Source organism: Salinigranum halophilum, assembly GCF_007004735.1.
Classification (GTDB): Archaea; Halobacteriota; Halobacteria; order Halobacteriales; family Haloferacaceae; genus Salinigranum; species Salinigranum halophilum.
Genome location: NZ_SSNL01000006.1, coordinates 580871 through 594357, shown reverse-complemented (window position 1 = coordinate 594357; position 13487 = coordinate 580871). Strand labels below are relative to the sequence as shown.

The window sequence follows — 13487 nt, the reverse complement described above, 5'->3', positions numbered from 1 at the left end:
AAACCCCCGTCTCGCCGAATCCGGTCTTGTCGGACCGGAGACTCCTGCCGGAGTCGGTTCACTGTGCCAGTGCGGCTGTGTGAATCGCCTCGTGTCCCCCCGAGACACTCGCCTCGCTTATCTGTCGACCTCGGGACTGGGCGGCATTTCGCTCGACAGCCCCCGTGGGTACCCGCTTTCCGAACGATTGAGTGGTGGTGTCGTGGCGGATACGGCTCGTCGGCCTGTACGCGTGAGACGGTGCTCGTCCATCGGTAGCGCCGAGGGATTTTTGTTCGCCAAGCCGTGAACCGCTTCTGTGCAGGTTCGATAACCCGTGAAGTCTGTCCGCTCGGAACCACCCGAGCGCTCTCCGATGGTAACTCTCATGCAGGCGCCTTACTTATCAAAAAAATAAGTTTTACTCGCAAACACTTTACAGAGATAGGGAAGTAAATTAATGTGGTGAGATATGTGTGTGTAATATTGTCACACGCACTGGGACTGATTCGGCGTGCACAGATCGAGTCACACGTCATCGCTGAGCCACAGGAGGCCTCCGGCCGCCACCAGCACGTCCCCGATAGCTGGCTCCTGGGGTCACTGGTCGTCTGTGGACCGCCGACGAACGAGTGCGACGGCCGTGGCAGCACGCTCGCCGAACGCCCAGATCACGACGACCAGTACCAGCACGAAATACAGGATCAAGAACTGATCGGGAACAGCACCGAGCCCTCCGATGGAGAGTTGAAAGCTGGCCGCTGACCCATCCGCTGTCGAGTCGAGACCGATTCGGCTGGCGACGGCGGTTCCAAACAGAAACGCGCCAAGCACGAGCCAAGCGACTCCTGACCTGTTCGCTCGTCGCCAGCCGACGGCAACCGCAATCAACGCGACGACGAACACGCTGACGAACCAACCCTGCGGGACCGCGACGTCAGCTACTGGCACGACCATCGGTCCAACCATGTCGGTGACCAGCCCCGCGAACGGGGCCAGCAACACCACGACGAGCGGTGCGAGCACGACGTACGACAGGAACACGTCGAGTGGCGGCCACTCGGACTGAATCATCCGTCGACGTCGCGCTCGGTCAGCCTCGTGGGGGTGGCCCGCGAGCGACTCGCGGACCGTGTCAGCCTGTGGCGTCTCACGCCTGCCGCCGTTGGCCGCCGTTGGTGGCTGGTCTGGAGAGGTGCTGTCGGCATCCGATGGTGCGGGGGTGGCCGCTGGAGGCGAAGTGGCTACCTGCTCGGGCACGAACGCTGCCTTCGCAAGGTTCGAGACTGCCACGAGCGTCTGAGCACCGAACACCCACACAGTCGGGATGAGCACGACGAGGACGACGCCGTTGACGAAGACGGACCGCCGGAGGCCGGAGAACCCAAGGGCGACGTCACCGAGCGCGCTGGCACTGACGAACGCGACGAAAGAGCCGATGACTACCGCTGCGAGCACATCGTTAGCGTACCGTTCGAGTGTGTGTTCCGTCATCCCTCCCCCTGACGCGCATGTGACGCACGCGACGTACAGTCGCCAGTGTCGCGTGATATTCCGTCTACAGTCTCGACCGTTGTTTGCTAGTTATCCTCGTAGATATTGCCACGACAGGAACAAAGCTTTTGCGTAGTGGACAACGAACTGAAAGGAGAGGTGACGACGATGACGGCCCAGTCGCCCCACGCTCGCATCGCCGACGTGGGGGAGACGCTCGTCGACCTGCTGCACGAGGAGATCAAACAGCGGATCGAGTTCAAAAAGAACGAGGTCGCGCTCGTCTCGCCAGCCGACGCCGCCAGCAGCGTCCGGCTCACCCTCTGGCTGTACCACGTTACCGAGAACAGCCAGTTGCGTGACGTCGACCGACCGAACCTGACCGCAGCGGTTGAGGAGCGGTCACCGCTCGTCCTCGACCTGCATTATCTGCTGACAGTCCACCCGACCGGCAGCGGTCAGGGGAGCCAGGGCGGCGTCTCGACGGCGACGACGAGCGAACAGCACGAGCTACTCGGGCTGGCGATGCAGGTGCTCTACGACAATGCGATCCTCCACGGCGAGGCGCTCCCGGCGTCGCTCGCCGACAGCGAACTCCGGATCACCATCGAGCAGCAGTCGATGGACGAGCTCACGAACCTGTGGAGTACGTTCCGGGACCACGCGTTGCAACCGTCCGTGGCGTACCGCGTCACGCCGGTCGTCATCGACTCCACCGTCGAACGGCCGAAAAGGCGTGTCGAGGAACTGACCATCGAGGAGCACACCCCGTCATGAGTCGGGACCGGACGACGTGGGCCGTGACACGGCGCGTCGGCGAACTGACGACCAGCCTCTCGTTCGCGGTCGAACTCGTCGACGCGTACACCGGCGGTCGGCCGTCCGGCTCCCAGACGGTGGCACTCGCCGACCAGTCGGTGACGGCTGTCGAGAACCCGAGTGGCTATCACCTGTTTCTCGACCTCGGGGCCGACCCGGTCGACGTGGTCGTCGACGGCGGCGACCGCTACTTCGACGAGCGCGTGACGGTGTCTCACTCGGGGGCGGCGCCCGACGGCTCCTCGGCGGTCGAGGTCACCGACCGGTCGACCCCGGTCGAGATCGACCTCACCCCGACGCCTGCCTTCCAGTTCTCGCCGGGGACGACGACGATTCGGGGGACCGTCGTGGACGAGGCTGACAGCGCCGTGCCAGACGCAGCTGTCTCCCTCGACGGGTTCGCGCCGACGGCCCGGACGACGGCTGCTGGTGAGTTCGCGCTTCTCGTCCCCGTCACGGCGTCGGACGTCGTTCGCGACGGCGACGAGAAACGGGTCACGGACCCGACTGGGGGGCCCACCGACGGAGCGTCCGGCGACGACGCCGGGAACGGCTCGCCGGCTACCGGGTCGGGGAACGGGCCACCGGGCAACGGGCCTCCCGGGAACGGGCCACCGGGCAACGGGCCTCCCGGGAACGGCCCGCCGGACGACGGGGCACCACCCGCCGACGAGTCACGGCCGAACCCGCGACTCGTGGTGCGTCGCCCGGACGGGTCGACAGCCGACACGGAACTGTCCGTCGTGGCCGGACGGCGCACCGCCCTGTGGGTCCAGGTCGACGGGGAGCGTCTCGCGGTCGACCGCCTCGGCGTCTACTGACGAGTCCGGCTCAGGGGACGTGTCTACCGTCTGCGCGTCTGTTCTGTAGGCCTCGCTCGTCACAGGTCGGGAGGGACCGCGAGTGTGGACACCGCGCTAGGTGTAGGGTGTGAACACGGGACAAGGTTCATTAGACGATGCCTCGTTGGTACTTGGTGGCATGCAACTGTCTCGACAGAGCCCGGAGGGTGTGTAGATGCCCCAGTACAAAGCGCCAGGCGTGTACGTCGAGGAGGTCGAACGCGGCGCGAAACCGATCGAAGGCGTCGGGACGAGCACGGCTGGGTTCTTGGGAGAGACAGAGCGCGGACCGACAGCCCCGCGGCTCGTCACGAGCTACGCCGATTACCAGCGGCTGTTCGGAGGCGTCGTCGAGGGGAGATACCTCGCACAGGCCGTCCAGGGCTTCTTCCAGAACGGTGGGAGTCGCTGCTATGTCGGCCGGGTGACCTCGGAGACCGTCGAGACCGCGACCGGGAACCTCCCGGCACTGGGCGCGACCATCGGCCACCTCCGCGCGGAACGGGACACGCTCGATTTCGGTCTCGTCGCCGACGACCAGACCCCGACGAGAGAAGTCGACGTCGAACCGGTCGCGGAGGTGGGCGACGAGACGGTGACGATCACGAACCTCGCGATCACCGGTGACCGGAGAGCCGACTTCGAGGTCGCCACCGAGGTGCCGTCGGAGGGACTCCCGGTCGAAGCCGGCGACCCCCACCCAATCGCGGTCACGTTCACCCACCAGAGTGGCGCCTCCAGCGGCAACAACCCCACCCTCGAGGTGACGGTCGCTGGGGAAGCGACCGCCGACAGCGTGACCCTCGCCGGTGAGGCGCTCGGAGACCCGCTCGGGAGCGCGAACAACGACGGTACGTTCGGCTACTCGACCGGCACGCTCGATTTCGGGTCGGTGCCCGTCGGTGCGACCACGGCTCACACCGTCACGTTCCAGAACCTGGGTTCGACCGCCGTCACGCTGGGTGACCCCGGAACGAGCGTGAGCGACAGCAGTTCCCCTTTCGAGCTAGCCCGGCCCGATGCGTACGCGGACCAGACGGTCGAGTCGACCGAAGCGGTCGAGGTGCTCGTCACGGCGACGCCCGGGTCGGCGGGCGAATCGACGGACACGCTGACCCTCGAAGACGAGAGCGGCAACGCCACGACCGTTGATCTGGCGGTCACCGGCGTGGTCACGGACGAGGTACTCGCCGAGGAGGCGGGCACACAGAGCAACGACGGGGCCCTCACGACCGCAGCCGATACCCAGGCGTTCGGGACGTTCGTCGAGGGAAACACCCGGACGTTCAGGCTCCACAATCGCGGGGAAGCCGCTGTCACGGTGACCGACAGTACGTGGAGCGGCGACGGTGACGCGTTCCGCTTGCACGAGACCGACGAGATCGACGACGGCGGCCTGACGATTCCCGGCGGGTCGTCGGTCGAACTGACGGTCCAGGCTGCACAGGCCGCCGGCGAGACCACGGCGACACTGACGCTGAACTTCTCGTACCAGTCGGGTGGGACCCCCCAGACAGACAGCGTGTCGATCACCGTCGAGGCCGACGTCGTCGAGTCGCTCATCGAACTCGCGGCCGTCGGCCCCGGGGACTGGGGCGCGGGCGTCGCCGTCACCGTCTCAGACGCTTCGCTGTACGAGCAGTCTACCAACGACCTGTTCCAGGTCGCGGTCAGGTACTGGCGCGACCCGGCCGACCGTGCGGTCGCGCGGGCAGTGCTGGCGGACCCCGGCCGGGCGCTCGACGAGGCACCGGACCCCGACGTCGAAGAACTGTATGACAACCTCTCGCCGAAGGCAGCCTCCAGCGACCACTACGGGACGACCCTGAGTGGGAACTCGACGCTGGTCGACGTCGTCGACGAGAACAGCCGGGACGACGGACCGCGGCCGGCCAACGGGACCGTCTGGCTCGACGCCGACTTCCCGGACGAGGCTGTCGAAGCCGGCGACTACGATGGCGACGCCGTCGATCCCGACGACCGCACCGGGTTCGCCGCCTTCGAGCAGGTCGACGAGATCACGATGGTCTGTGTCCCCGACGAGCACGAGTACGACAGCGGGCTCTCGGGGAAAGTCGTCACCCACTGCACGGGGATGGGCGACCGCTTTGCCATCCTGAACTCGCCACCGTCGCCGGACCCGCCGGGTGCCTTACAGCCGACCGAGCGCTCGGACTTCGCGGCGTTTTACTACCCGTGGCTGACCATCGGCCACCCGGAGACGGGCCGCGACCAGGACGTCCCGCCGGGCGGTCACGTCGCCGGCATCTACGCCCGCTCCGACCAGCAACAGGGAGTTCACAAGGCACCGGCCAACGAGCAGGTCCGTGGCATCCGCGGGCTCCAGAAGACCGTCTCCACGGGCGACCAGGAGACACTCAACCCCCGCGGCGTCAACTGTATCCGTACGTTCCGCGGGCGGGGTACTCGCGTCTGGGGCGCTCGGACCACGTCCAGCGATCCGGCGTGGAAGTACGTCAACGTCCGCCGACTGTTCCTCTTCGTCGAGGAGTCCATCGACGAGGGGACCCAGTGGGTCGTCTTCGAGCCGAACGACGAACAGCTGTGGGCACGGGTCAGACAGACCATCCGCAACTTCCTCACGAGCGTCTGGCAGGACGGGGCGCTGATGGGGACGACGCCGGAGCAGGCGTTCTACGTCAAGTGCGACCGGTCGACGATGACCCAGAACGACATCGACAACGGCCGACTGATCTGTGAGATCGGGATCGCCCCGGTGAAGCCCGCGGAGTTCGTCATCTTCCGCATCTCACAGAAGACGGCCAGCGCGGAGTGACATTCGGAGGAAACACGTATGCCAGACAGACACGGCCCGTACCGGAACCAGCGGTTCTTACTCGAGATCGACGGCATCGCCATCGCCGGCTTCAGCACGGCCAACATCCCCGAGAACTCGACGGAGGTAATCGAGTACCGCGAGGGGAACGACCCGCCGACACCACAGAAACTCTGGAGTCTCAACAGCTTCGGGAACCTCACCCTCGAGAAGGGGACGACTGACGACTCCGTCGCGCTGTTCGAGTGGCGCAAACTCGTCGAGCAAGGCAAACTGAGCGAGGCGCGTCGGTCCATCGCCATCGTGGTCCTCGACGAGGAGGGCAACGCCGGTCCACGGTTCGAATGCAAGAACGCCTGGGTCCGGCAGTACGACGCCCCTGACCTCGACGCCAGCGGGAGTGAGGTCGCCATCGAATCGATCGAAATCGTCCACGAAGGGATGGAGCGCACGGCATGAGCGGGGTCCTGCAGACGGAGTTCGAGTTCACGCTTCCGCAGGGATACGCCGACGACGACGGGGAACTCCACCGCGACGGGGTGATGCGACTCGCCACCGCGGCCGACGAAATCAAGCCCGCGACGGACCCGCGGGTGGAGTCGAACCCCTCGTACATGACGGTCATCATCCTCTCCCGGGTCGTCACAGAGCTCGGGACGGTCGACGACGTCACCCCGCGCGTGATCGAGAACCTCTTCGTCTCGGACCTCGCGTACCTCCAGGACCTCTACGAGCGGGTGAACGAACGCGGATTGGACGCGGTCGACGCGGTCTGTCCCGAGTGTGGCGAGTCGTTCACCGTCGAGGTGAGCGGCGACAGCACTCCAGGCGGTGGGGAGGGAAACGGCCACGCGTCGGGCGCGACAGGGGCCTCACCGGAGATGGAGGTGGAACCACCGGAGGGAGCGTCGCCGCCGGAGGACCGATGACGCGAACCCCGCCCGACCAGCTGTTCGAGGAGGTGGCGTTCGTCGCCTACCACTTCAACTGGGCACACGAGGAGGTGCTGTCGCTCCCCCACTGGGAGCGGCGGCGCTGGTGTGAGGAGGTCAGCCGCATCAACGAACGAATGAACGAGGACGGGGGCCGCCGATGAGTGCCGGTGACGGGGCTCGACCATACCTGAACTTCCGATTCGTCGTCGAGGTCGACTCGCTGGTCGCGGGCGGGTTCACCGAGGTATCCGGGCTGGAACGCGAGGTCGAAACCGAAGCGTACGACGAGGGGGGCGTCAACGACCACACCCACACGCTCCGGTCCGGGGTGACGTCACCGAACCTCGTCCTCCGCCGTGGACTGACGGACGCGGACACGCTCTGGAACTGGCTCCAGCGGGTCGCCGACGGCGACGTCGAACGCAAGACCGTCCTCGTGTTCCTGCAGGACGCCACGGGAGAAGCAGCGCGCGGCTGGGCGTTCAGGGAGGCGTACCCGGTCAGGTGGGCCGGGCCAGCGTTCGCAGCCGAGAGCGGGGACGTCGCCATCGAGACGCTCGAACTGACGCACACGGGCGTCAGCACGGTCGACGGGGTATGATATGATATGACGACGGCATCCGACGCGGAGCGCGACCGGCGGGACCCGTACGCGGACTCCACGGCACATCTCCTCGACGAACTGACCCGCATCGACTGTCTCCTGCGTCGCTACCTCCGCCAGTGGCGGGCGACCGACCGGACCACCGACGGCGGCGGGTTGTACGTCTCCGACGCGGAGGTCGATCGGATCCTCGCCGCGAGTCGGGGTCGGACGTGCCCGACGACCGGGGAGGACGAGGAGACGGCCCGAGCGGCGGAGCTTCGCCGAACGATCGACGAACGGGTCGCGGCGACGCCCGAGGCCGACACCGACCTGCGGCTGCGGACGCTCGTGGAGCGGTTCGGACTGACGAGACGACACGTCGACGCTCTGCTGGTGGCCGTCGCGCCGGAGTTCGACCTCGACTACGAGAAGGTGTACGCCTACCTCCAGGACGACCTCACGAGGAAACGGCCGACGGTGGGGCTGGTGCTCCGGGTGCTAGGCTCGACCCGGTGGGAGCGCCTCGACGCCAGACACCTCCTGGCGGACGGCTCGCCGCTCGTCCGTGCCGGGTTAGTTCGGCTGCGACCGCCGGAGCGCGGCGCGCCGCTGTTGGCGCATCAGGTGACCGTCGACCACCGCGTCGTCTCGTTTCTGCTCGGGGGCGACGACCCGGACCCGGCCGTCGCCGACTCCATCGAGGTCGTGATGCCGGAGACGACCGCCGCAGCGCTCCCGCTCGACGAGGCGGTTCGGCAAGACGTGGCCAGCCTCGCGCCGTCGCCCGACTCGACGCCGGTCGTGCAGTACGTCTCCGGTCCCTACGGTGTCGGGAGGGACGCCGCCGTCGAAGCGCTGTGTGCCGAACTCGACCGACCGCTGGTCCGTGTCGACGGGGCGCGGCTCCGTGACTGTGGCGACGACGCCGTCGACCGGGTCGTCAGGGAGGCGCGGCTCCGCGGCGGACTCCTCCATCTGACGACCCTCGACCCGCCCGACGACGGGGACGCAACCGCTCTCGCACGCGACCTGTGTGAGCTCTCGGAGCACGTCTTCCTCAGCGGCGAGACGGAGTGGCGACCGCCGAAGGACGTCGAGACCCACGACGTCAGGTCGCTCTCTCTCCCCCGCCCGGGGTACACACGCCGGAAGGAGCTGTGGGACCGCCGGGCCGACGCCCTCCCGTCGGCGCTCGACACGGCAGACCTCGCCGCCACGTTCGCGCTGACCGCGGGACAGATCGACGACGCTCTCGCCGACGCGGCGCGGGACGGTCGCGTCACCACCGACGCTCTCTACCGGGGGTGTCGGGCCCAGTCGCGGGAGACGCTCGGCTCGCTCGCCCGGCGGACCCAGCCGACCGACACCTGGGACGACATCGTCCTGCCGGCCGACGAACGCCGGCAACTCCGCGAGGTGGCCGCACACGTCGCCCACCGCGGCACGGTGTACACGGACTGGGGGTTCGACGACCGGTTCAGCCTCGGCACTGGGCTGAACGTTCTCTTCAGCGGTCCCTCGGGGACGGGCAAGACGATGGCCGCCGGCATCATCGCCAACGGGGCAGGCCTCGACCTGTTCAAGATCGACCTCGCCAGCGTCGTGAGCAAGTATATCGGCGAGACCGAAGAGCACCTCAAACGTATCTTCGACGAGGCCGAACACAGCGACGCCATCCTCTTTTTCGACGAGGCGGACGCGCTGTTCGGCGAGCGCTCCGAGGTGTCGGATTCACACGACCGCTACGCCAACATCGAGGTGAGCTACCTGCTCCAGCGCATGGAGGAGCACGACGGCGTGGTCATCCTGACGACGAACTTCGCCGAGAACATCGACGACGCCTTCCGCCGGCGGATCACCCTCACCGTCGAGTTCCCCAGACCGGAGTTCGACTCCCGGTACGCCATCTGGCGGTCGGCCTTCCCGGCGGAGACGCCCGTCGGTGACCTCGACTACCGATTCCTCGCATCGTTCGACCTCACCGGTGGCAACATCGAGAACGTCGCGCTGACCGCGGCGTTCCTCGCGGCCGACGAGGAGTCGACGGTGGAGATGCGACACGTGGTCCGGGCGTTGCGTCGGGAACTCCAGAAGACGGGTCGGCTGGTGAATCCGGAGGCGTTCGGGGAGTATCGGGAGGTGATCGAGAGAGGATGACCCGACCCCGTCACCAGCGGACAGACGACCGAGCGGGTCAGACGAACGACGTCGAATCGAGCGGACCCGAGTCGACGCGAGATACGACGCACGACTTCGCGCGTGGGAACGACGTGGACGGCTCGGCCCGGCGAGCGACGGCCGTCACCGAACTCCACCGCCAGCGCGGGAACCAGGCTGCCCAGCAGTTGGCGGCCGGAGAAACGTCCGGAAGCCGCTTCGACCGGGACGTCTCCGACAGCGACGGGGCGACACGTGCCGACACGACTGCAAGGCACTCTGGAGAGCCGGCGATCGAACATGCGCCGCCGCTGGCCAGGCGACGACTGGAACGGAGCGTCGACTCGCTGCCGCCGATCAGTATCGACCGTGGGCCGAGCGCACAGCGGGCGCTGGACCGCGCAGACGGGATTGCCGCTGCACGGGGAACTCGGATAATCGCGCGACCGGGTGCCTTCGATGGTGAGCAGGGTGTCGAGCACCTCGCCCACGAGGTCGCACACGTGCTCCAGCAGACGTCGTCGGAAGCGAACTCGGCAGGTGTCGACGCTGCCGAGTCGGATGCGGCGTCGTTCGCGCGGGACGTGTCTGCTGGCCGCTCGGCGACGACGACCGTTTCGACGCCAACGCGGTGGGCGCTCCAGTCGGAGGGCCGACAGCAACAGGCGTCCGACGACTCCATCGTCGCGATGATCGTCCGCCCCGAGTCACAGCGAATCGAGTTCCGGACACAGTCCGGTGTGACGTTCCAGTACGAGTACACGGGATCGGTTGTGGACGCGTACGTCGGAGAGGGGACACCCGAAGGAACCCACCGGGGAGAAAGAGTCGGCAAGAACATCGTCATCGAAAACTTCGAAGCGGAGCAGTTCGGGCGTATCGTCCCGAACGAGCGGAATCCCGTCCTCGGCGACCTCGTGTTCGCCTCGACGTTCCAGGTCTGGGTCGCCGCAGAAACGTCAGAGCCCACACCCGCCGACACGGACCGAACGGAGCGACAGCAGTCGGGAACGGACGGGGACACAGAGGGAACTCGTCGTGACGCCCGGTCTGGAGGGGGCCACACGGGATGGGTTCAGAGTGAGTTCCTCGCTGACATCCAGATGATCGTACAGGAAATGCGGACCCTCTCGAACGTCCTGTGGTTCTTCGCGGGGGTTGTGATCGGCGCGAAGTCCGAGGTGTCGTTGGAGACACTCGCCAAACTCGACGAGAAGTATCTCAGGGCAGTCACCCAGTGGCAGTTCCAGCATTGGGACGCCTATCTGAGCGGCATCAAGAACGGCGTCGTGAACGAGCTGAAGGGGATCTACGAGATGGTCGTCAACATCGACGAACTTCTGACGACGGCCATCGAGATGTTCGAGTACGTGGCGACCGAGGCGACACCCCCGACGATGCGTCAAGCCGGCCGTCAGGTGGGGCAGGGCGTCGGAAAGCGAGTCGAGAAGCTCCTCAACAGTTCCGGTGCCGACTTCATGCGCCAACTCGGAGAGGTGCTGGCTCCGCTGATTCTCGAACTCCTCGTCTCCCTCGCGAGCAGCGGCGTCGGTGCCGGTCTCAAGGCGGCGAAAGTCTTCGGGAAGCTCGCCGAGAAGTTCCCGAAGGCGAACAGCGTACCCGACCTGTTCGATGACCCCGACCAAGCAGCGAAGCGACTTCGGAACCGACGGGACCGAGACGAGGACGAAAGCCCAGAGGACGGGGACAGCGAGGAACAGCCGACACCGCGCGATCTCACGCTCGGCGAGCGGCAGGCAAGAGAACGCGGCTGGCCGATCGCCGAGGAGGCGTTACCGAAAGGGCACCACTGGCACGGCAACCGGGGCGGCGACCCACGTCTCCATCGGAACCCCGGGTACGGGGGTGACCGGTACGAGTACGACCCCGACGAGGGGACATTCAAGAGGGCGAGTTCCTCGAGTTCGAGAACGGTCTCGCGCCCCCGGTTGCGGTACGGCAAGAAGGTTGCACGGCTCCCCGACTCGCAGTTCCGACATTTCGAGATGCCACTGAGCGGCGACGCGGCGACGGCACAGCGACGCCTCCTCAGACGCATCGAAACCGGCGAACAGAAAGCCAGAGACGCCGGCAAGGAGTATCAGGAACTGGTCGCCGAAAACCTCGGCGCACCGGACCTGCAGGAGGTGCGACGGGCGACAGACGGTGGAGCGGGTCGACGCATGGACGTCGGCACCGAACACGAGGTCACGCTCGAGGGGCGTGATGGCCCCTTCTCGACGGGGAAACTGGACCAGCTATGGCTCGACATGCGTGACCACGGGCGAGTGCAGTTGACGGTGCCACAGCTGTCGGACGAAGCGGCCGACCAACTACGTCGTCTCGCCGCACAGGCACAGGGGGAATTCGATCGGAAAATCATGGTGTTCGTCCGGGAGACAGCGACAGATGCGCCCGCCCCCTGGGAGTGACGCCGCTGTCCTCGCTCGGGTGTCACGGAGACGGACCGGCGTCGGCAGACCGACCGGGAAAACAGTTAACTGTCGGCGTAAAGATGTGTTAACACCCGACAGGCCGGGGCCGACCGTCGGTATTCAGGATGGAATCAGCCGTGACAGACGCACTCACCGACATCGACCTTCCGCGATTCAGCCGGCAGATCGGCGTCACTGGCCTCGGCCAGGTCGGGAGCGGTGACGCAGGGCCACGGCCAGTCGGCGTGTTGCGCCCGTTCAGAGGCGTTCTCGCTGGCGGTGTCAGCCAGCGGCGGGTCGGAGGGACGAGCCCGCAGCTCGCGTATCTCACTCTCGCGTCGCTCGTCGACCACGGGCTGCGTGATCGGCGAGCCGAAGCCGGCCAACACGACGGGTTCGGTCGGTCGGCGGCGACCGGCACGGTCGTGCGCCGGCCCGGGGACGAGAGCAAAGAAGTGGAGTCGGTCGAGCGGGACAGCGACGACACTGCCGAGGAGCCGACCGTCTGGGAACTGCTGCGAACGACAGGCCCGGAATCGGCGGACGAGGCGTCCGAGACGTCAGAGCGGGCGGGTCTCGACGGCGTCTCCCGGGACGTTTCGACGGCATCCACACTCAGCCGAACCGTCCGGCCGCTGAACGAACGCGACGCACCGGATGAGACGTCGGGGCCAGTCGATGCGCCCGGGTGGACGGGTGAAACGGGAGTCGGCGGCGTCGACTCCGGGCAGCCGAGCCGGACGGTCGTCGATCGGTCAGACCGCAGCCCTGATGGGGTCGAGACGACCGGGAGCGACACGGGCGACAGTGAGCCGACCGGCAGCGACGAACCGACAGTCCGGGACCGACTGCGGGACGCCGCCCCTGAGCCGTCAACGACGACAGCCGACCGTGTCGGGGGCACTGAGCCGGTCGGGACAGTCGTCGACCGGGCCGTGTTCCCCTACGGACGCGGCACCGCGGAGAGCGACGCGGGCGAGACGATTGGCCTGAGAACGCGCGATGCGTTCGATACAGGAACGCGTGAAACGGTCGACAACACGACTGAGTCGCCCGCAGGGCAGCCGCGGATGACCGTCGTCCACCAGCATGATCCCGCCGGCGAGGGCGAACAGCAGCCCCGTCGACGAACTGCGTCGACCGGCGAGGGATCGCCGGCGCGGGAGCAGTCCGCAGGGGCTTGGTCCGCGGAGTCGCCCCGGCGTCCAGGGCTCACGGTTCGACAGCCACAGGCGACCGGACAGCGGTCCGCGGCCGAACCGAGCGACCTGCACGATGGGAGGCCAGCAGGGAGAACCGAGCCGCGGTCGGGAGCCGAATCTATGTCTACACCACCGACCGTCATCGCCAACGACGGGAGCGTGAACGACCGCGTCCTTGACCGGCTGTACGCGGAACTCCGGCGGAAGGAGCGCATCGAGCGGGACCGGGAGGGCCGCTGAG

10 protein-coding genes and 1 pseudogene are annotated in these 13487 nt (G+C 67.1%); 10 read left to right on the top strand and 1 reads right to left on the bottom strand.

All coding sequences use genetic code 11. The features are described 5' to 3' along the window. Positions 1 to 579: 579 nt before the first annotated feature. Positions 580 to 1473: a hypothetical protein gene (locus E6N53_RS17920; protein WP_142860838.1), complete on the bottom strand. Its 894-nt coding sequence runs from the start codon at positions 1471 to 1473 to the stop codon at positions 580 to 582. 135 nt (positions 1474 to 1608) lie between these two features. Here E6N53_RS17920 and E6N53_RS17915 point away from each other — a divergent pair, with 135 nt between their 5' ends. The 10 genes and pseudogenes from E6N53_RS17915 to E6N53_RS17875 all read left to right on the top strand — a co-directional run bounded on the left by E6N53_RS17915 (position 1609) and on the right by E6N53_RS17875 (position 13486). Beyond that, on the top strand, positions 1609 to 2250 hold the full coding sequence (locus tag E6N53_RS17915; protein WP_142860837.1) for a Pvc16 family protein: 642 nt from the start codon (positions 1609 to 1611) through the stop codon (positions 2248 to 2250). Beyond that, complete coding sequence (locus E6N53_RS21155; RefSeq protein WP_201741189.1) at positions 2247 to 3113, top strand: hypothetical protein; 867 nt, start codon at positions 2247 to 2249, stop codon at positions 3111 to 3113. Before E6N53_RS17915 ends, E6N53_RS21155 begins: the two co-directional genes overlap by 4 nt. 196 nt (positions 3114 to 3309) lie before the next feature. After that, a complete protein-coding gene (locus E6N53_RS17905; protein ID WP_142860836.1) occupies positions 3310 to 5931 on the top strand; it encodes a phage tail sheath C-terminal domain-containing protein in 2622 nt (873 codons plus the stop codon). An 18-nt stretch (positions 5932 to 5949) separates the two neighbouring features. Next, positions 5950 to 6390, top strand: coding sequence for a phage tail protein (locus tag E6N53_RS17900; RefSeq protein ID WP_136591227.1), 441 nt, complete (start codon positions 5950 to 5952; stop codon positions 6388 to 6390). Next, on the top strand, positions 6387 to 6860 hold the full coding sequence (locus E6N53_RS17895; protein ID WP_201741188.1) for a hypothetical protein: 474 nt from the start codon (positions 6387 to 6389) through the stop codon (positions 6858 to 6860). The genes E6N53_RS17900 and E6N53_RS17895 overlap by 4 nt, the downstream gene beginning before the upstream one ends. Next, positions 6857 to 7009, top strand: a pseudogene (locus E6N53_RS20835) (DUF6760 family protein); the annotation flags it as partial. The gene E6N53_RS17895 and the pseudogene E6N53_RS20835, both read left to right, overlap by 4 nt. Positions 7010 to 7023: 14 nt before the next feature. Continuing rightward, a complete protein-coding gene (locus tag E6N53_RS17890) occupies positions 7024 to 7467 on the top strand; it encodes a phage tail protein (RefSeq protein ID WP_136601484.1) in 444 nt (147 codons plus the stop codon). Between the two features lie 6 nt (positions 7468 to 7473). Further along, a complete protein-coding gene (locus E6N53_RS17885) occupies positions 7474 to 9609 on the top strand; it encodes an ATP-binding protein (protein WP_142860835.1) in 2136 nt (711 codons plus the stop codon). Then, complete coding sequence (locus E6N53_RS17880) at positions 9606 to 12041, top strand: eCIS core domain-containing protein (protein ID WP_142860834.1); 2436 nt, start codon at positions 9606 to 9608, stop codon at positions 12039 to 12041. The genes E6N53_RS17885 and E6N53_RS17880 overlap by 4 nt, the downstream gene beginning before the upstream one ends. A gap of 140 nt (positions 12042 to 12181) precedes the next feature. Beyond that, positions 12182 to 13486, top strand: a complete 1305-nt coding sequence (locus E6N53_RS17875) for a hypothetical protein (RefSeq protein WP_142860833.1) — start codon at positions 12182 to 12184, stop codon at positions 13484 to 13486. Position 13487 lies beyond the last annotated feature (1 nt).

Excerpts from the sequence above, each read along its gene's own strand:
- E6N53_RS17885 (WP_142860835.1), top strand. The coding sequence starts at position 7,474 with ATGACGACGGCATCCGACGCGGAGCGCGACCGGCGGGACCCGTACGCG.
- E6N53_RS17900 (WP_136591227.1), top strand. The coding sequence starts at position 5,950 with ATGCCAGACAGACACGGCCCGTACCGGAACCAGCGGTTCTTACTCGAG.
- E6N53_RS17880 (WP_142860834.1), top strand. The coding sequence starts at position 9,606 with ATGACCCGACCCCGTCACCAGCGGACAGACGACCGAGCGGGTCAGACG.
- E6N53_RS21155 (WP_201741189.1), top strand. The coding sequence starts at position 2,247 with ATGAGTCGGGACCGGACGACGTGGGCCGTGACACGGCGCGTCGGCGAA.
- E6N53_RS17890 (WP_136601484.1), top strand. The coding sequence starts at position 7,024 with ATGAGTGCCGGTGACGGGGCTCGACCATACCTGAACTTCCGATTCGTC.
- E6N53_RS17905 (WP_142860836.1), top strand. The coding sequence starts at position 3,310 with ATGCCCCAGTACAAAGCGCCAGGCGTGTACGTCGAGGAGGTCGAACGC.
- E6N53_RS17895 (WP_201741188.1), top strand. The coding sequence starts at position 6,387 with ATGAGCGGGGTCCTGCAGACGGAGTTCGAGTTCACGCTTCCGCAGGGA.
- E6N53_RS17920 (WP_142860838.1), bottom strand. The coding sequence starts at position 1,473 with ATGACGGAACACACACTCGAACGGTACGCTAACGATGTGCTCGCAGCG.